Origin of the sequence: Rhodococcus sp. BS-15, from assembly GCF_000813105.1 — a bacterium.
Lineage (GTDB): Bacteria > Actinomycetota > Actinomycetes > Mycobacteriales > Mycobacteriaceae > Rhodococcoides.
In genome coordinates this window covers 1-17,243 of the sequence record NZ_BAOX01000083.1, presented here as the reverse complement: position 1 = coordinate 17,243, position 17,243 = coordinate 1, and the positions used below count along the sequence as shown (strand labels likewise).

Genomic DNA, 17,243 nt, shown 5'->3' with positions numbered 1-17,243 from the left:
TCCCGCGAGGGCGACGCGTCCGCCGACCACGGCCACCCCGTCGAGATCGAGGGACACCGCTGCACCCACGATCGCGAAATCGCCCTGTCGCTCGGCATATTCGGTCACTGCTGCGTGCGGTGCCGGGTTCGGGAACACGATCTCGACGATCATCTCGTCGAACGCGAGATCGGTGGAGTAGTACCCGAAGAAGAACGCGTCCGCCTCGACGGTTCGCCGCCCCCGCACGCTCTCGACGACGATCCGGGCGTCGAGCAGGATGGCGAGCAGGCACCATTCTGCGGTGGCGTCCGCATGGGCGATGCTGCCCCCGACGGTGCCGCGGGTACGGATCGGGTAGTGCCCCACCCACCGCATGGCGTCGCGAAGAACAGCGAAGTCCGTTCCCACGTGACCGGATTCGACGTCGTGGTGGGTGGTGAGCGCTCCGATGTGCAGGCCGTCGGATTCTCGGCGGATGTATCGCAGAGTGTTCAACCCACCCACGTCGATCAGGTGCCCGGGCCGGGCGAGGCGGAAGTTCATCATGGCGACCAAGGACTGGCCTCCGGCGATGATCTTCGCGTCCTCGCCCAGCTCGGCCAGCAGCCGCACTGCACCCGAGACATCGCGCGCCCGGTGGTAGTCGAACTGTGCGGGCTTCATCAGACCCGAGCCTCGCCTGCGACTACCTCGGTGGGTTCGTCGACGAGGGTGTCGAGTTCGCGTCCCTTGGTCTCCGGTGCGAAGTACGCCATCCAGATCACCGCGAACAACACGAACGCGGTGACGATGCCGAAGGTCAACGGAAGACCCAGGATCGGCCACATCACGGAGCCGAAGAGCAGTGGCGCGAAGCCCGTGGCCACCCGGCTCACCGAGGACGCGTAGCCGAATCCCGAAGCGCGAATATTGGTGGGATACAGCTCCGAGACGTAGCAGTAGAGCACCGGAATGGTCAGCTGAATGACGAAGCCGAAGATGCCGAGCCAGATCAGCGCAGCGGATTGAATGTCGAGCATGACGGCGAACATGACCAGCGCACTACCCGCAATCGGGCCGGACAGCCCGATGACCCATTTGCGTCCGAAGATCTCCACGATGAACGCCGAGGTGAGCACACCGACGATGCCGACTCCGGTCATGAGCGTCGTACCGGCGAAGGCTGCGAACTCACCGTAGCCCTCGGCGCGGAGGATGGATGGCATCCAGCTCAGCGCTGCGTAGTAGAGCAGCATGATCGACACGAACAGCATCCAGGCCGCGGCGGTGATGCGCGGGCTGTAGCGCCAGACCGACTTGAGCTGTGTGAGAGCAGCTTTCATGCCGCCCGGTCCCTTCGGGGCGGTGTCGGCGACGATGACGTACTCGACGGCCTCGGATCCGGTGCGGGTCACCATGTCGTCGATGACGGCGCGGGCCTCGGCTTCTCGCCCGACCTTGGCGAGGTAGATGGGTGACTCCGGGATGCCGCGTCGGACCCAGAACAGCAGCAGCGCAGGCAGAACCATGAACAGCAGCATGTAGCGCCAGCGAACATCACCGTCGATCGGGACCAGAAGTGTTGCCACGACGCCGCAGATGGTGGCACCGATCGGCCACCAGACGTCCATCGCGGACAGAATCTTGCCGCGAATGCGGCGGGGCGAGAATTCGCTGACCAACGCGTAGTCCACCGGGATGCAGCCGCCGAGGCCGAACCCTGCGAGGAACCGCAGGATGATGAAGATCTCGAAGTTCGGCGCGAAAGCACCGAGGACGGAGAACAGCGCAAAGATCAACAGCGTCAACGAGAATGCACGCTTACGCCCGACCCTGTCTGCGATCGTTCCCCACACGACGGCTCCGACGGCCATGCCGATCAGGTTGCCGGTGGCGACGAGCCCGCGCTCGGCCTGGGACAGATCCCAGTAACTTCCGAGCAGCGGCGTCAAGAAACCGTTCAGCGCCACGTCCCAGGCGTCGAACATGTAACCCAGTCCGCCGATGATGAAGATCTTGCCCTGCACACCCCATTTCCAGGGGAGTTCCTGTACTACCTGATCACCAGTCTTCATCGCAGCCTCCGGCGCGGTGTTGTGGTCCGAGGTCGTCATCGGACGAACGAGTAATGGAATTTCTCGTCGTCGCTGTCGTCGAGCGGGGTACCGCTCCACAGCCAGTCGTACGAGATGTCGGACTCCCCATCGAACGACGCCAGTGTCGCGTCCCGCTTCTGCTGCTCGGGTCCATCGGGTATGTGGTAGAAGGTCTTGTTCTGCAGGCTCGCGTCCTGCACCATCCGTGCGTGCCGGGCCCGGCGAAAGACGTAGCGCGCCAACGCGTCGTCGATTCCGCTCGAGGTCACCTTCGCGAGTTCCTCGGCCAGCACGGCGGCATCTTCCATGGCCTGCGAGGCACCTTGCGCCTGGTACGGCAGCATGGCGTGGCAGGCATCGCCCAGCAGCGCTACGCGGCCGTCGGTCCAACGCGGGTCGGGCCTGCGGTAGTAGAGCGCCTGGCACAGCACGTTCTCGTCGGCCTTGGACAGCATCGCGTGGGCGCGGTCGTCCCAGTCGGGGAACGTCGCCATCAGTTCCTCGGGCCCGACGAGCCGTGGTCCACCGTCGCGGACCTCGTCGGTACACGGTGCCAGCGCAACGACATTGAGGTATTCGCCGTTTCGGATCATGTAGTGCACCAGGTGTCGGTCGGGTCCGTACCAGATGGTGCTCTGGTATCGGTCGACGAGCCAGCGGGTCGCCGGGTCCTTGACGATGCGATCACCCGGAATGAGTGCGCGATAGGCCATTTCGCCGGAGAACACCAACGTGTCGGGCAGGCCGATGAGATCGCGTACCGTCGAGCGGATTCCGTCGGCTCCGATGAGCAGATCCGATTCGTATCGACGTCCTGCTCCGGTCACCGCGACGGGCCGCATCGGATTGGTGCGGTCGACCTCGACGACCTTCGCGTCGGTCTCGAACACCACGACCGGGCCCGGGCCGTCGGGGTCGAGGCACTGTGCATGGATGGCGGAGTGCAGGTCCGCACGGTGGTAGTGCCAATACGGCGCGTTGAAGGTCTTCTTGCAGTATTCGCCGAGCGCGGTGAGCGCGATGACCTTGCCGTTCTCCCAGCGCCTACGCACCTGGTCCATCGGTTCGGTCTTGATCGCTTCGAGCTTCTCGCGCATACCGAGGGCTATCAGGATGCGGCTCGCGTTCGGTGCGGTCTGGATGCCGGCACCGACCTCGCCGAGTTCGGCGGCGGCTTCGAGTACCGTCACCTGGATTCCTCTGTGTCGCAGCGAGAGCGCCGCGGTCAGCCCGCCCAGACCGCCGCCTGCGACGACCACTTCGATCGGTGCCATGTCAGTTCTCCACCAATCGGCCTTCGGTGACGACGTCGATGCCGTCGATGGATACGGTGCAGGCGCGCATTCCGATGTCGAGGTGTGCGTAGGAGTCTCGGCCGAGTACGGGGTGCGGGCCGGTGGACCACAGGAAGCTGCCGGCGAAGGCTCGGGCGTCCATGCCCATGATGTCGTCCTTGCCGTACATCGCGGCCGCGAACCAGTCTCCGGTCTTCATCAATCCCCAACCCATGTGGGACAGGTAGCGCGCCCATTTGTCGTTGGAGTCGGCGAAGAACATGTTGAGCAGAGCCGCCTCGCCACCGCCGGTGACCTCGTCGATGTGTCCGTTGGTGACGGTCAGTGTTGTCCTGTCGCGGACGTACTCCTTGAACGGCAGCAGGATGTCGCCCTCGGACAACACGATCTGTCCGTTGGAGATCTCCGGCCAACACAACACCATGGTCGACGGCCAGTGATCCCAGCGTCCCTTGTCGTCGGCGAAGCCCACCTGGAACTCGGGCTGCGAATTGCTCAGTTGCACGGTGAGATCGGTGCCGGCCTCGTTGGTGATGCGCATCGTCGAACCGTTGCGGATCAGATCGACGCCTGCCTGCACCCGTTCCTTGTCGCCGTCCTGCGGCATGTTCCTGATGAGCACGTCCGGGGCGTCGCACACGAAAATGATGCGTGTTCCGGCGGCCAGGATCTCCTGCTGGATGGGAGCGTGGATGAAGCCCTCGCTGGTCAGATCGACCACGAGATCGGCTCCCTTGAGCATGTCCTGAGCGACCGAACTGTTCATGACCGACACCAGACCGGGGCCGGCACCGGTGTGGGTGCTCGGCATCGGTGCCGGACTGCCGCAGGGAACGGTGGCCGAGAGTACCTGTGCGCCCAAACTCTGAGCCGCCCCGAATGCAGCCGAGACGTAATCACCGCGGCTCGACGGCTCCGCGAGAATCACCACCTGCTCTCCTGGCTGAACTTTGCACAGCTCGAGCTGACGGGTGAACGCGCGCAGGAGATCAGCTGATCGCAGATCGAACATCTCGGTTCCTCTCGTGAGGGTTCTCGGTTGAATCGTTGTCGGTGATTCCGCCCAGGCGGGCAAGGTCTTTCAGATAAGGCACTTCGTCGCGTGCGTCGAGCAACTCACGGCGAGTCACTGTCGCCGAGACCGATCCGACGCTCTCGTCCATCTCGACGATGGTGCGCCCCTGCGGTCCGACGATCACGCTGTGGCCCGCGAACCGTGGGCCGTCGCCGGTCTGTCCGGTGAGTCCGGCGGCCGCGACGACGACGCCGTTCTCGAGTGCTCGGGAGCGAGTGAGCAGCTTCCACACGTGCAAACGGACGTGTCCGAAGGCCGACGGTACGGCGATCACATCGGCTCCTCGCTGGACGAGGTCTCGGACCGTCTCGGGGAACCCTGCCTCGTAGCAGATCACGACGCCGATGGTGGGCATTGCCGAAACCTCCGACGGCGATCTTCGCGACCAACGATTTCAGCGCCATCGGAGTCCTCGGCGTGCTGCGCGAAGCGGAATTGCAGCCGGGACGCGACATCGCCGTCGTCGGCTACAACGACATCTCGATCTGCAGCGAACTGACGGTGCCTTTGACGACAATTCACAGTCCGCACCGCGAAATCGGCACACGCGCAGCCGAAATGCTGTTGGCCGTCACCCACGGACTACCGGTGTCCTCGGTGGCACTCACACCGACACTGGTCGTCCGCGACTCCACCGTTCCGGGGCGAACTGCCCCCTCACTCTCCGACCAACGCGTCGGTACGTGATCGAAGCGGGGCCGTCGCTGGTCCACGTTCGGTGACGGCAAGCGCTGCAGCAGCATTCGCCCGCAATGCCGCCTCGTACAGGTCGAGTCCGCGCGACAGTCCTGCCAACAACACACCGGCGTGCGCGTCGCCTGCACCGTTGGAGTCGACCGCCTTCACCGCAAACCCGGGCACCGACCGGGACGGCCGTCCGACGCTCGCGATCCGGCACCCCTCCGGACCGGTACGCAGTACCACCGATGCCCCAGAGCGCACCCGCTCGGCCAATCCGATCGCGATGGAATCGATGTCGACCGCACCCGTCATGAGCGCACCCTCGCGCAGATTGACACTCACGATGTCGGCCCGAGCGAGTACGGCGTCCACGACGCATCGGTCCAGAGTCTCGATCAGCGGAGACGGATCGAACAAGACCACGACTTCGTCCGGCAGCGTCGGAAGCCAGTTCGTCAGTGCCGCAGCGTTGCTCTCGTGTGCCAGTCCGTAGCCGGTGACGTACACCAGATCACCGCCTCGAACTCCGGTTGCGTCCAGGTCCGCAACGCTCAATTCGGCCTCGGCTCCCGGGTACGTCACAAATGTTCGCTCGGCATTCGCGTCGACCAGGGCGATGCAGAACCCCGAATCCTTCTGCAGTGGTTGACCATTGACCACGTGGGCCCCGCTGACGGCGAGCGCGTCTCGGACGATCGAGCCGTAGTGACCCGAACCGAACCTACCGGCGAAGACGACGGGAAGGTCATCGCGAATCGCAGCCACCATGACGTTGAGGCCGCCTCCAGCAGTCTCGTTCAGTGACGTTGCCACGACGTCTCCGCCCGGAGTCGGGACCTCGGGGACGGCCATCACGACGTCGACGATGACTTGGCCGGTGTGGATCAGCCGTGGACTCACCGCGCTACGGTCTCGGTGCGGCGCGCTCCCCCGGTGGCGAGGTACAGACCGGCGGCGACCACGAACGACGCGACCCAGCCGAGACCGTTGTCACCGATCCAGCTGCCCGACAACGGCCCGGTGTAGATGACGTCGCCGTCCACGGCGATGGCTGTGAACAGGAACCCGACGACGATGCCCGCTGCCCAGCTCACGAACGCGTACCAGTTGACTCCGCCGGAATACCAATAGCGGCTGGTGTTCCCGATGTTCATGATCGATGCCGCGTCGTAGGTCTTGCGCTTGATCATGTCGGACATGAACACCCCGAGCCATGCCGTGAGCGGAACCGCGAGAACCGAGATGAACGTGATGAACGGGCCGTAGAAACCGTCGGAGATCAGCATGAAGTAGATCGCACCGACGAACGTGACGAACACGTCGACTGCGACCGCGTAGACCCGCTTGATCCGGAAGCCGAGTGTCAACGTGGTCAGACTGGCCGAGTAGACCGAAAGATGATTGGACAGAAGCAATCCGCCGAATGCGGTGATCAGGTACGGAACGGCCATCCAGGCCGGCAGAATCTCCCGGATCGCTGCGACCGGATCCGACGCCGAAGCGAGGCTGTTGTCGCCGGCCGAGAGCAGTGCGCCGAGTCCGATCAGCAGTACGAGCGGAATACCGGCACCCGCCGCACTGGACAGCACCAACGAACCGGCTCCGACGCTCTTGCGCTGATAGCGCGACATGTCGGCTCCGGCGTTGGCCCAGCCGATACCTGTTCCGGCGGCGATGGTTCCGATACCGATGACCATCGCGCTGATCGATCCGGCCGGGGTACTCGTCACAGCGGTCCAGTCGACGGTGGCGATCAAGAAGACTGCAACGAAGATGTTCAGGGCACCGAAAACCCACGTCGACCAGCGCTGGATGACGAGTATCGCCGAGTGTCCCAGCCCGCTGACGACGAGCGTGAGCACGATGAAGACGACGATGGACACGATCGTCACGACAGGGTGATCTTTCGCGGCACCGGATCCACCGAAGACCAGAGTGAAGATCGACAGCAGCACGAATGCTGCGGTGGTGGTGTTGACGGTTTCCCAACCGAGCCGCGACATCAACGACACCAATGTGGGTCCGATGTTGCCTCGGACCCCGAATGTGGCCCGCGACAGTGTGAGACTGGGGGCACCACCGCGTTTACCTGCGATCGAGACGATGCCGACGATGGCGAAGGATCCGGCGGCACCGATCAGCGCCACGATCAGCGCCTGCCAGATGTTCAGCCCGGTGAAGACCACGAGAGTGGCGCCGAGCGGGAGACCCAGGATGGAAATGTTCGCGGCGAACCACACCCAGAACAGTTGTAGCGGATTACCGTTGCGCTCGTTGTCCGGGACAGGCTCGATGCCGCGAGTCTCCAGCGACAGTGCGTCAGCTGTAGTTTCCGAGACGGAGGAGGAAGGGGTCATGGTTGTGCTCCAAGAGTGAGTCGAACTGTGTCAGTTCGTATTACGGAGAGCGAGCAGCCGGTCGACGAGGGGCTCGAGATCGAGCGAGTTGACGTCGATGACCGTTCGAATCGCTTCGCCGGGCCACGCTGCCAGGCCACCGACGGCACCGCGGACAGCACCTGCTATCGCTGCGATGGTGTCGGTGTCGCCGCCGATGGTGGCGGCTGCCAGTACGACGTCCCACGGGTCGTCGTACGCAACGGCCAGAGCAAAGGCCGCTACCACTGATTCCTGTGACGCAACGGACGTGCCGACGATGTCGGCGACCGTGTCCGTGATGTGTTCGTCGGTGGTGGTACCGACCAACTGGACCGCCCACTCGATTCGGGTCGCGATGTCTCCACCGGCAACCCAGTATCCGCGGGTGGTGCCCTCGGCCGCAGCAGCAACACCGATGTCGACTGCTTCGGGTAGGTCCGCGCCCGCGATGCCGGCACTGATCGCGCCGGCAACCGCTGCGGCAGAACCTATTCCGAGGGAAGTATTGTGAGTGACGAAGCTGCATCGGTAGATCGCGTCGACGAACGAGCTCATGCCGCCGTCCAGCGAGGCTGCAATTGCCGCAGGGGTGATGCGCATGGCCGCGCCGTTCGTGCTGCCGAATCTACCGGCTTCGGTCGGATCCGCTCCGTCGAGAATACGTTCGACGGCGCGCTTGGTCGACGGACCGAGGAGGTCGAGCGATCCACGTGCCTTCATTCGCGCTTCCCAGGCAATCAGGGCGTGCGCGAACGCGGTCGGGTCTACGACACCGGCACCGTCGATGATCAACTGCGCCAACATGATCGCTTGCTCGGTATCGTCGGTGATCGAACCGGCAGACATTCCGTGAGCGATGAACTGGCGCGGGCCGGCGTCGACGAATCCGCGCAACTGGCCGTAGTCCTCGGCAATGTCCCTGCGGCACATCGATTGTGTCGGCATTCCCAGCGCATCGCCCAACGCCAGACCGTAGAAGGCCCCGAGGGCGCGATCGCGTGAAGCAGACATCGAAACAGTCCTTGCCGAGAGTGGGGTGATCGTTCAGGAATTGAAAGAGAGATGGAGCCGAAAGCGGTCGGGTGCAAGCAGACTGACGACTTTCTCCACGAACCGACCCGACGCGTCTCTACTGACACGAATGCTGTGCAGGTAAGGGGTGCTCACCGGCACTTCGAGAACGGCTGCATCGGCCGCGTCGACAGGAACCACCGAGACCCATTGCTCGCCACTGGCAGCCACGAGCCCCGCGGACCTCAAGGTTGCCGTCAGCGAGTCGCCCACCAATCCGTTCTCGGGCAGGTCCGCGAGCGGTCCGAGTGCTGGGATACGGCTGCGCTCCAACGACACCGGACGCCCGTCGACCACGTGCCGCACTCGGTCGACGGCAACGAAGTTCAGTGTGGAAGTACCGGCCTCGGCTGCCAACTCGGGATCGACGATGCGCTCGACCCGGAGAGTACTGGTGTGCATCTCGACGCCCGCAGACGACAGCGCCCGTGCCCATCCGTCGGCGGTCTCGATCTGATGGCCATCGAAGGTGACGAGCGATCCTATGCCGCTGCGCTTCTCGATGAGCTTCTGATCTTCCAACTCACTGAGTGCAGAGCGAATGGTTCCACGACTGACCGAGAACTCGCGGGCCAGTTCGTTCTCTCCTGGCAGGAACGAACCCGAGGGGATGTCGCCGGACTCGATGGTGTTCTTGAGTGAGGCGAGCACCTGATGGCGCTTGTGCCGCGCACGCTCCGATGTGCGCTGAGTCATAGCGGGCTCGGTCATGTCAGTACCGTACATCCCAAAAGTGAACCTGTACAGAGCCTGTTCAATTTGACGGGAACGGGCACGAGCACTTCAGGGAACATCGCGACGTGACGCAGATCGCCACAATGCTCGACCAGCGCTTTCCCCTTGACGGGCTGCCTCCGCGTACCCAGGATGTTTGACAGGCCCTCCACGCAGGGAAGGCGTCGAGAAGACGCGGCCGAGGCACATCGGTGCGTCACCGAATTTTGAGGAGAATCAATGCCGACCACAGTGGCCGATCAACTCGTTCGAGGACTCGTCGACGCCGGCGTACAGCGCATCTACGGCATCGTCGGCGACAGTCTCAATCCGGTGGTCGACGCAGTGCGTCGCACCGGCGGATCGGCCAAGGGCGGCATCGACTGGATTCACGTCCGGCACGAGGAAGCCGCGGCCTTCGCTGCGTCGGCCGACGCGCAGACCACCGGCGCACTCGCCGTCTGCGCGGGCTCGTGTGGACCCGGAAACCTGCACCTGATCAACGGCCTGTACGACGCACATCGTTCCGGCGCACCGGTTCTGGCGATCGCGTCGCACATTCCCAGCAGCGAGATCGGCTCGGGCTACTTCCAGGAGACGCACCCCGACCGCCTCTTCGGTGAATGCTCGCTCTACAACGAATTCGTCTCCACCGCCGAGCAGGCTCCCCGGGTGTTCCGAGCAGCGATCAACGCAGCCGTCACCGGCGGCGGAGTGTCCGTGTTGACGCTTCCCGGCGACATCGCCGAGCTGTCGGCCGCCGGCACGATGGATCCGATCGCCATTCCGTCCACACCGATCGTGACACCGCCTGCGGCGGACATCCAGAAGCTGGCCGACGCCATCAACAACGCCGAGAAGGTTGCCATCTTCGCCGGCTACGGAGTCAAGGGTGCCCACGACGAGGTGGTCGCGTTCGCCGACACCATCGGCGCTCCCGTCGGACATTCGTTGCGCGGCAAGGAGTTCATCCAGTACGACAACCCGTACGACGTGGGGATGACAGGGTTGCTGGGATACGGTGCGGCCCATGCCGGGATTCACGACGCGGATCTGCTCATCCTGCTCGGCACCGATTTTCCTTACCAGCAGTTTCTGCCGGAGGACGTTACGACTGCACAGATCGACATCGATCCGACGAAGCTGGGGCGTCGAACCTCGGTGCAGTACCCGATTCACGGTGATGTCCTCGCGACGCTGAATGCCCTGCAGCCGTTGGTCACTCGCAAGACCGATCGCCGCTACGTGGAGAAGTGGGTGGACAAGCACAACGACCTGATGGGCAAGACCGTCGGCGCGTACACCCGCAACGCCGAGAAGCTGGTCCCCATCCATCCCGAGTACGCCGCGTCGGTGCTCGACGACCTCGCCGCCGACGACGCCGTGTTCACCACCGACACCGGCATGTGCAACGTGTGGACCGCGCGCTACATCAACCCCACCGGCAGAAGGGCGTTCGTCGCGTCGATGCTGCACGGTTCGATGGCCAATGCCCTGCCGCACGCCATCGGAGCGCAGTTCGCCAATCCGGGCCGCCAGGTCGTCTCGATCTCTGGCGACGGCGGATTCTCGATGCTGCTCTCCGAACTCCTCACAGTCGCGATGTACAAGCTGCCCGTCAAGATCGTGCTGTTCGACAACTCCACACTGGGCATGGTCAAAGCCGAGATGCTCGTCGACGGTCTGCCCGACTTCGGAGTCGACGTACCGCAGGTCGACTACACCGGTATCGCCGCAGCTGCGGGTATCCACGCACAACGCGTCGATCGGCCCGAGGACATCCGCGGCGCACTCGAGACCGCGTTCGCCGTCGACGGTCCCGCGCTGGTTCAGCTGATCACCGATCCGCTCGCGCTGTCCGTCCCACCGACCATAACCGGGGAGCAGATCAAGGGATTCGCACTCGCGATGAGCAAGGTGGTGCTCAACGGCGGTGTCGGCGAAGCGGTTCGGATGGCCAAGTCGAATCTGCGCAACGTGCCTCGGCCGTAGATCGCTGTCGCGATGAAGCTCGAGGTCGGTGCGAACACCGGGACCGTCGGACGTGCGGTTATTCTCGACGGACCGCCCAAACCGGACACCCGATCCGGTCACCGACTGTTCCGGAAGGCTCCACTATGGCCATCGACTACACCCGCAAGCCCTCGACGGGGCAGAACCCATCGCAGCAACCTGGAGCTCCCGTCAGTCTGAGCAAAGTCACGCTGTCCAAGGCGTCACCGACGATCAGCCTCACCAAGTCCGGCGAGAAGCAGGGTTCGATGCGGGTCAACCTGAACTGGTCGACCGGCGCACCCGCGGCGCAGCCGAAGAAGAAGGGCTTCCTGGCCAAGTTGGCTGCGGCGTCGTACGGCTCCGGCGGTGTAGACCTCGACCTCGGCTGCCTCTACGAACTGCGTGACGGTTCCAAGGGCGTCGTCCAGGCACTCGGCAACAGCTTCGGCTCGCTGCAGGACGCCCCGTTCATCGCGCTCGACGGCGACGACCGCTCCGGTTCGGTCAGCGGCGGCGAGAACATGCACATCAACCTCGCCCATCCCGAGAAGTTCGCCCGCATCCTGATCTTCGCGATGATCTACGACGGCGCACCGAACTGGGCCGCCGTGGACGGGGTGGTGACGCTGTACCCCACCAGCGGACCGCAGGTGGAGGTACGCCTCGACTCGGCCGAGAACTCCGCGCGAATCTGCTCGATCGCATTGTTGGAGAACACCTCTGCGGGGATCACCGTCACCCGCGAGGTCGAGTACATCCAGGGCAGCCAGGCCGACCTCGACAAGAAGTACGGTTGGGGACTTCGCTGGGCGGCGGGCCGCAAGTAGTCAGAGAGGTTGCGGCGGAGTCATTTCCAGCCGGACGCCGATCAGTCGAACCTCTCTCGTGTGGTCGAGGCGGTCGACGAGGGCCACTGCAGCGGAGGTCAGGATTTCCGGGTCGAAGGTGGGCGCGCCGACGATCGGTGCGCTGACGGTATGCGTCTCGAACGGCGCGTAGCGGATCTTCAGTGCAGCCCGAACGGCGGGTCGGTTCTCGCTTCGATGTCGGCCAACACCGTCGACGTCAAAGCCGCGACTTCGTCTCGGATGATCGCCCAATCGGCGACGTTGCTCTGGAACGTGACCTCGCGGCTGTGCGACCGTGCGACCCACGGCTCGGACGTCACCGGTGCGAGATCGACGCCTCGCCCTTTCGTACCGAGCCACGGACCGATCTTCGGTCCGAACGCGGCGGCGAGGTCCGCGTCCTCGGCATCGGCCAGTTCTCGGACTGTCGAGATGCCGAGGGCGGTCAGCCTCTTCGAGATCTTCTTGCCGATCCCCCACAGCGCATCGGTACTGAGATCGCCCATCACCTCGAACCAGTTGTCCTGCGTCAGCCGGTAGATACCCTGCGGCTTGTCGAAGTCGGTGGCGATCTTGGCTCGTAACTTGTTGTCCCCGATGCCCACCGAGCAATGCAGCCCCGTCGCGTCGAAGACCGCGTCGTGCACTGTCTTCGCCACGCCCTCGGGGTCATCGGTCTCCACACCGAGAAATGCCTCGTCCCAACCGATCACCTCGACGACGAATCCCAACGTCCGCAGAGTGTCCATCACGAGCACCGACGCCTCGTCGTACGCCGGCTTGTCCACGGGGAGGAAGATGGCGTCGGGAATCTTCTTTGCGGCGACGCGCAGTGGCATTCCGGATCCGACGCCCTTCGCACGCGCCTCGTACGAGGCCGTCGACACCACCCCGCGCTCGGTCGGGTCTCCCCTACCGCCGACCACTACCGCTTTGCCCGCCAGATCCGGATTGCGGAGCACTTCCACGGCGGCGATGAACTGATCGAGGTCGACGTGCAGTACCCATCGGCGACGAGCGAAGTCGGTCGAAGCGCTCCCGGTCATGGTGTTCAGTGTGCCCGTGGTGTCTGATGACGCCATGACGAAATCGATTTCTCGCACTATCGGGCGGGTCGTGTTGGGGGCGTTCCTCGTCTTCGCCGGCCTCAGTCATCTCTTCTGGGCGAGGAGCACCTTCGCCGCCCAGGTGCCGACCTGGGTCCCGATCAGTACCGACTTCGTCGTGCTGGCATCGGGCGTCGTGGAGATCGCGCTCGGCTTGGCACTGCTGTTCTGGACCGCTCGCGCGCCACTCGTCGGTTGGGTGGTCGCGGCGTTCTTCGTCGCGGTCTTCCCCGGCAACATTTCGCAGTTCGTCACACACACCGACGCGTTCGGCCTGGACACCGATACGGCCCGAGGAATCCGCTTGCTGTTCCAGCCACTGCTGATCGTGTGGGCGCTGTGGTGCACGGGGGCATGGGCGCATTTCCGCGCATCACGTCGGGGCCGCACTCGGAATCAGTAGGCGGACTGCCGACCGGCCGCAGCGATGCCGTGGTGCAACTGCGCCACGTCGGGGTGTGCTCGCGTTCGGGACTTCCACGCGTTCTCGCCGTAGGTGCTGTAGATGGGATTGGCGGGATCGTTCTCGACTCCCCGGGACTGCCGGGCCAACTCGGCCGGCAGTTCGATCACCGGGACGAGCGCATCGAGAGCTGGACTCAGAAAGTGTGGCACCGATATCCGGTCGTTGTCGGGCCCTGGCGCGACCACCCGATGCCGCGTCGCCCGTAGATAACCGCCGGTCGCAACTTCCAACAGTTCACCGATGTTGACGATGAAGGCCCCGTCCAGCGGCGGTACGTCGATCCACGTATCGGCAGTCGTCTCCACCTGCAGCCCGGTCGAGTCCGGCTCGACGAGAAGCAGCGTCAACACCCCGGAGTCCTTGTGCGCACCGACGCCCTGCGAGTGATCGGGAGTGCCCGGGTAACGCACGACCTTCATCAGCGTCGCGGGCGCGGTAGCGAAAGCATCGTCGAACACGTTCGCGGGCGCACCCAGTGACTGCGCCCAGTGTCGGAGCAGCCTCAGCCCGAGACCCGACACCGTGCGTTCCCACTGCTCGAACGTCTCCCTGAATCCTGCTGGCTGCGAGGGCCACAGATTGGGGCCCTGAAGGTTCCAGTACCCCACCGCTCCGTCGATCGCAGGGCGTTCGGAACCGATGTCGACCTGCTCCCGCCAATCCACTCGGCCGTTGGTCAGCTCGCCGCCCACCCGCGAGTAGCCGCGGAAGTGCGGGCTCTTCAGCTGACTGATTTCGTCCTTGACGTGGTCCGGCACGGCGAAGAACTCACGCGCGAGACGCAGCATCTCGTGCATTCGTTCGGTCTCGATCCCGTGTCCGACGAGATAGAAGAAGCCGGACCGGTGAGCTGCTTCGCGCAGGGACAGCTGGAACGGACGGGGGTTGTCGTCGGCCTGACCGAGATCGAGAACGGGAAGCATGTTCGCGATTGTCCTCCTCCCTCGACGCGTCGGCCAGCACTGTCGAGGTTCTGTGAAACCGCCGGACCCGGATGCAACACTGAATGTCATGAGCCCGAAGCACTCGACATCACCGTCGTCGGTCACGGCGCAGCCACTTACCCGCCCGAACAGTGCACGCTCGCGCTGACTGTTCGCACCGACGGTCGCACTGCAGAGTCTGCATCCGAGCCGGCTCAGCAACTCGTCCGAGAGCTCACGAGACTGGTCGAGCCGCTCTACAACAGCGCCGGGGGACCCATCGATCGGTGGTCGGTGGACCAGGTGCGCCACTCGCGGCAACGCCCGTTCAATCACGACGGAGAACAACTGCCGTACGTCTATCAAGCCGAGGCGTCAGTGGAGGTGCAGTTCAGCCAACTCGATCTGGTGGATGCGTTCGTCTACGCAGCCTCCGCACTCGAGGGAGTGTCGATCGACAATTTCGACTGGGACCTCACCGAATCCAGCAGGATTGCTCGCACCCTCGCGGTCCGGGAACTCGCAGTGCGCGACGCGGTCTCCAAGGCCGAGGCCTACGCGTCGAGCCTTGGACGATCGGGCGTGCACGCTGTCGCGGTGGCCGATCCCGGTCTGCTGCCAGGGGTCGCCGAGCACAGTGGCGTCGAATCCTCGGCGCGAATGTTCGCAGCGACATCAGCGCCGGCAGGGTTTGCACTCAAGCCGGAGAACATCACGATCTCCGCGAGTGTGCACGCCCGATTCACCGCCTCCTGACGCCTCGCGCCTACGCTCGAATCATGAATCGAGACGATGCCCGACGCCTCTGGCCGCGGCCACCGCTGCTGCCTCGTCCGATCGTGATGGATCAGCGATGGGAACGGCTGGTCTTTCTGCATTGGCGGGTTCCGAGTTCGGCTGTCGCACCGCTGTTGCCCCGCGGGTGCGTACCCGACGAATTCGACGGCTCGTCGTGGGTCGGGTTGATCAGCTTCCACATGGTCGGAGCCGGCCTCGGCTACCGTCACCCCGTTCCGTACTTCGGCACGTTCGGTGAGATCAACGTGCGCCTGTACTCGGTCGACGCGGAGGGGCGACGCGGCGTCGTGTTCCGCTCCCTGGAAGCAACCAGACTCGCAGTCGTGGTGGGCACCAATGCCGCTCGCATTCCGTACCGCTGGTCATCGATCGACATCGACGACGACAGTCGAACGATCGGCTACCGCAGCCGACGACTCGCGCCACCGCACCGCGGCGCAACCACGGACTTCGGCGTCGTCAGAGGGTCACGCGACATGTCCGAGGATCCGCTCGCTGTGTTCCTCACCGCGCGTTGGGGATTACACACCTCACTGGCCGGACGCCTGCTGTACGTCCCGAATGTGCACCGGCACTGGCCGCTGGTCGACGCAGAACTCACCCACTGCTCCGACGAGCTCGTGGCAGCTGCAGGCCTACCCGATGTCAGTACCCGGCCCCCGGACTCGGTGCTGTACTCCCCCGGTGTGGAGACCCAGTTCGGTAGGCCCTACACAGTGCGCGGTCGGTAGAAGATCACGTGGCCCGAGGACAGTTCGACAACCCAATCTCCTGGTGTTGCAGCAGCACTGTCGGACATGGAGCTCGACGTCACACTTTCCCGCAATACGAGGTACCCGGCGTCGAGGGCAAGGTCGAACAACAACTTCGTGCTGTCCGAGAATTCGACGGCAGGGTCGTCGCCAGTCGAGAGCCGGACCACGGTGGCACCGATGGAAGGAAGCCTCTCGACGGTCGGGACTACCGGCTTCGGGTGCTCGGGTGCAGGCCACGACTCCACGGCCCCTTCCGGTCCGCACAACACAGTCGAGCCGTCCGCGGCGGTGTACTCCCAGGATTCGACTTCGTCTCGCGGACTGGCCACCACTCTCTGCCGGCCCTCGAACGTCAGACGGAGAACACCGAATTCGTCGTAGTCTGCGTCGTCGCATACAAGACCGTGCAGTGTCGCGAATGCGCGTAGACCCTCGAACTGGTTGTCCTCGTCGACGATGAGGCCATCCACCGTCACCTCACTGAAGGCAATGCTGGCACCGTTGTCGAATTCGATGCTCAGATCGAAATCGAGCAAAATTCTGCTGACGCGGAGCTGATCGACGGCGAGTTTCATCGCCGTCGACTGTGCCACAGAATCTCGTGGGAGCCCACGAAGACTGGCCGGAGGCATGATGCGCGGCAGCCTCGCCGGATGGCAAGTGCGCGCGCGTTCGTCAGGTGCGCGGGGATTGGTGAGTGGTCGGGGTGCGATTGTGCGCGCGCGGATGGCGGATGCGTGCGCGTTCGTCCGCGAGAGGGTGGTGTGGGTGTGGTGTGGTTTCGAAATGCAGAACACCCCCTGACCTGGTGGTCGGGGGGTGTTCTGGGATGTTGTGTTCGGCGGTGTCCTACTCTCCCACACCCTGTCGAGTGCAGTACCATCGGCGCTGGAGGGCTTAGCTTCCGGGTTCGGAATGGGACCGGGCGTTTCCCCTCCGCTATGGCCGCCGTAACTCTGCGAAACAGTTACACACGGAACACAACGGTCGTCTCCGATGACCACGTGTCGGTGGGTTCGGTGAACGATGTTGGTTCATTCAATTGTGGGTACAACCTGAAACGTGTGTTGTTTCAGATATT

At 64.2% G+C, this 17,243-nt stretch carries 17 protein-coding genes, 1 rRNA gene and 1 pseudogene; 6 read left to right on the top strand and 13 right to left on the bottom strand.

Annotated features, from left to right (window positions below; genetic code table 11):
* The 5 genes from RHBS_RS12305 to RHBS_RS12285 all read right to left on the bottom strand — a co-directional run.
* Nucleotides 1-645 (bottom strand): xanthine dehydrogenase family protein subunit M (locus RHBS_RS12305; protein WP_128645672.1); only part of this gene is annotated, 645 nt, incomplete at its 3' end.
* Nucleotides 645-2,075, bottom strand: a complete 1,431-nt coding sequence (locus RHBS_RS12300) for an MFS transporter (protein ID WP_237669182.1) — start codon at nucleotides 2,073-2,075, stop codon at nucleotides 645-647. The genes RHBS_RS12305 and RHBS_RS12300, both read right to left, overlap by 1 nt.
* Nucleotides 2,072-3,331: an FAD-dependent monooxygenase gene (locus RHBS_RS12295; protein ID WP_121873158.1), complete on the bottom strand. Its 1,260-nt coding sequence runs from the start codon at nucleotides 3,329-3,331 to the stop codon at nucleotides 2,072-2,074. The genes RHBS_RS12300 and RHBS_RS12295 overlap by 4 nt, the downstream gene beginning before the upstream one ends.
* 1 nt (nucleotide 3,332) lies before the next feature.
* On the bottom strand, nucleotides 3,333-4,364 hold the full coding sequence (locus RHBS_RS12290) for a hypothetical protein (protein ID WP_128645671.1): 1,032 nt from the start codon (nucleotides 4,362-4,364) through the stop codon (nucleotides 3,333-3,335).
* Nucleotides 4,342-4,782, bottom strand: a complete 441-nt coding sequence (locus RHBS_RS12285; protein ID WP_128645670.1) for a carbon-nitrogen hydrolase family protein — start codon at nucleotides 4,780-4,782, stop codon at nucleotides 4,342-4,344. The genes RHBS_RS12290 and RHBS_RS12285 overlap by 23 nt, the downstream gene beginning before the upstream one ends.
* On the opposite strand from RHBS_RS12285, the gene RHBS_RS12280 reads away from it, so the two are divergent.
* A complete protein-coding gene (locus RHBS_RS12280; protein ID WP_237669181.1) occupies nucleotides 4,782-5,114 on the top strand; it encodes a substrate-binding domain-containing protein in 333 nt (110 codons plus the stop codon). The two genes, RHBS_RS12285 and RHBS_RS12280, sit on opposite strands and share 1 nt — an antisense overlap.
* Here RHBS_RS12280 and RHBS_RS12275 read toward each other — a convergent pair.
* The 4 genes from RHBS_RS12275 to RHBS_RS12260 are packed head-to-tail and all read right to left on the bottom strand — an operon-like array spanning nucleotide 5,085 to nucleotide 9,268.
* Nucleotides 5,085-6,008, bottom strand: coding sequence for a PfkB family carbohydrate kinase (locus RHBS_RS12275; protein ID WP_237669180.1), 924 nt, complete (start codon nucleotides 6,006-6,008; stop codon nucleotides 5,085-5,087). The two genes, RHBS_RS12280 and RHBS_RS12275, sit on opposite strands and share 30 nt — an antisense overlap.
* On the bottom strand, nucleotides 6,005-7,465 hold the full coding sequence (locus RHBS_RS12270; RefSeq protein ID WP_128645668.1) for a cytosine permease: 1,461 nt from the start codon (nucleotides 7,463-7,465) through the stop codon (nucleotides 6,005-6,007). Before RHBS_RS12270 ends, RHBS_RS12275 begins: the two co-directional genes overlap by 4 nt.
* Before the next feature lie 30 nt (nucleotides 7,466-7,495).
* The gene (locus tag RHBS_RS12265; protein WP_128645667.1) at nucleotides 7,496-8,497 is read right to left on the bottom strand and encodes an ADP-ribosylglycohydrolase family protein; all 1,002 of its coding nucleotides are present in this window, start codon (nucleotides 8,495-8,497) and stop codon (nucleotides 7,496-7,498) included.
* Between the two features lie 33 nt (nucleotides 8,498-8,530).
* Complete coding sequence (locus RHBS_RS12260; protein WP_236745377.1) at nucleotides 8,531-9,268, bottom strand: GntR family transcriptional regulator; 738 nt, start codon at nucleotides 9,266-9,268, stop codon at nucleotides 8,531-8,533.
* A 243-nt stretch (nucleotides 9,269-9,511) separates the two neighbouring features.
* Between RHBS_RS12260 and RHBS_RS12255 the strand changes: the two genes are divergently transcribed.
* Nucleotides 9,512-11,263, top strand: a complete 1,752-nt coding sequence (locus tag RHBS_RS12255; protein WP_128645666.1) for a pyruvate dehydrogenase — start codon at nucleotides 9,512-9,514, stop codon at nucleotides 11,261-11,263.
* A gap of 125 nt (nucleotides 11,264-11,388) precedes the next feature.
* Complete coding sequence (locus RHBS_RS12250; protein WP_128645665.1) at nucleotides 11,389-12,093, top strand: tellurium resistance protein; 705 nt, start codon at nucleotides 11,389-11,391, stop codon at nucleotides 12,091-12,093.
* Here RHBS_RS12250 and RHBS_RS12245 read toward each other — a convergent pair.
* Nucleotides 12,094-13,160: pseudogene (locus tag RHBS_RS12245) on the bottom strand (DNA polymerase IV).
* A gap of 34 nt (nucleotides 13,161-13,194) precedes the next feature.
* Between RHBS_RS12245 and RHBS_RS12240 the strand changes: the two are divergent.
* Nucleotides 13,195-13,623, top strand: a complete 429-nt coding sequence (locus RHBS_RS12240; RefSeq protein ID WP_236745376.1) for a hypothetical protein — start codon at nucleotides 13,195-13,197, stop codon at nucleotides 13,621-13,623.
* Here RHBS_RS12240 and RHBS_RS12235 read toward each other — a convergent pair.
* A complete protein-coding gene (locus RHBS_RS12235; protein WP_128645663.1) occupies nucleotides 13,617-14,609 on the bottom strand; it encodes an isopenicillin N synthase family oxygenase in 993 nt (330 codons plus the stop codon). The genes RHBS_RS12240 and RHBS_RS12235 overlap by 7 nt on opposite strands.
* Here RHBS_RS12235 and RHBS_RS12230 point away from each other — a divergent pair.
* Both RHBS_RS12230 and RHBS_RS12225 read left to right on the top strand, forming a co-directional pair.
* Nucleotides 14,502-15,365, top strand: a complete 864-nt coding sequence (locus RHBS_RS12230) for an SIMPL domain-containing protein (RefSeq protein ID WP_306303531.1) — start codon at nucleotides 14,502-14,504, stop codon at nucleotides 15,363-15,365. The two genes, RHBS_RS12235 and RHBS_RS12230, sit on opposite strands and share 108 nt — an antisense overlap.
* Nucleotides 15,366-15,388: 23 nt before the next feature.
* Entirely contained in the window at nucleotides 15,389-16,138 is a 750-nt protein-coding gene (locus RHBS_RS12225; RefSeq protein ID WP_237669178.1) for a YqjF family protein, read from the top strand.
* Here RHBS_RS12225 and RHBS_RS12220 read toward each other — a convergent pair.
* Nucleotides 16,117-16,737, bottom strand: coding sequence for a DUF6188 family protein (locus RHBS_RS12220; RefSeq protein WP_236745375.1), 621 nt, complete (start codon nucleotides 16,735-16,737; stop codon nucleotides 16,117-16,119). The genes RHBS_RS12225 and RHBS_RS12220 overlap by 22 nt on opposite strands.
* A gap of 261 nt (nucleotides 16,738-16,998) precedes the next feature.
* A 5S ribosomal RNA gene (gene rrf / locus RHBS_RS12215) occupies nucleotides 16,999-17,115 on the bottom strand.
* Nucleotides 17,116-17,243 lie beyond the last annotated feature (128 nt).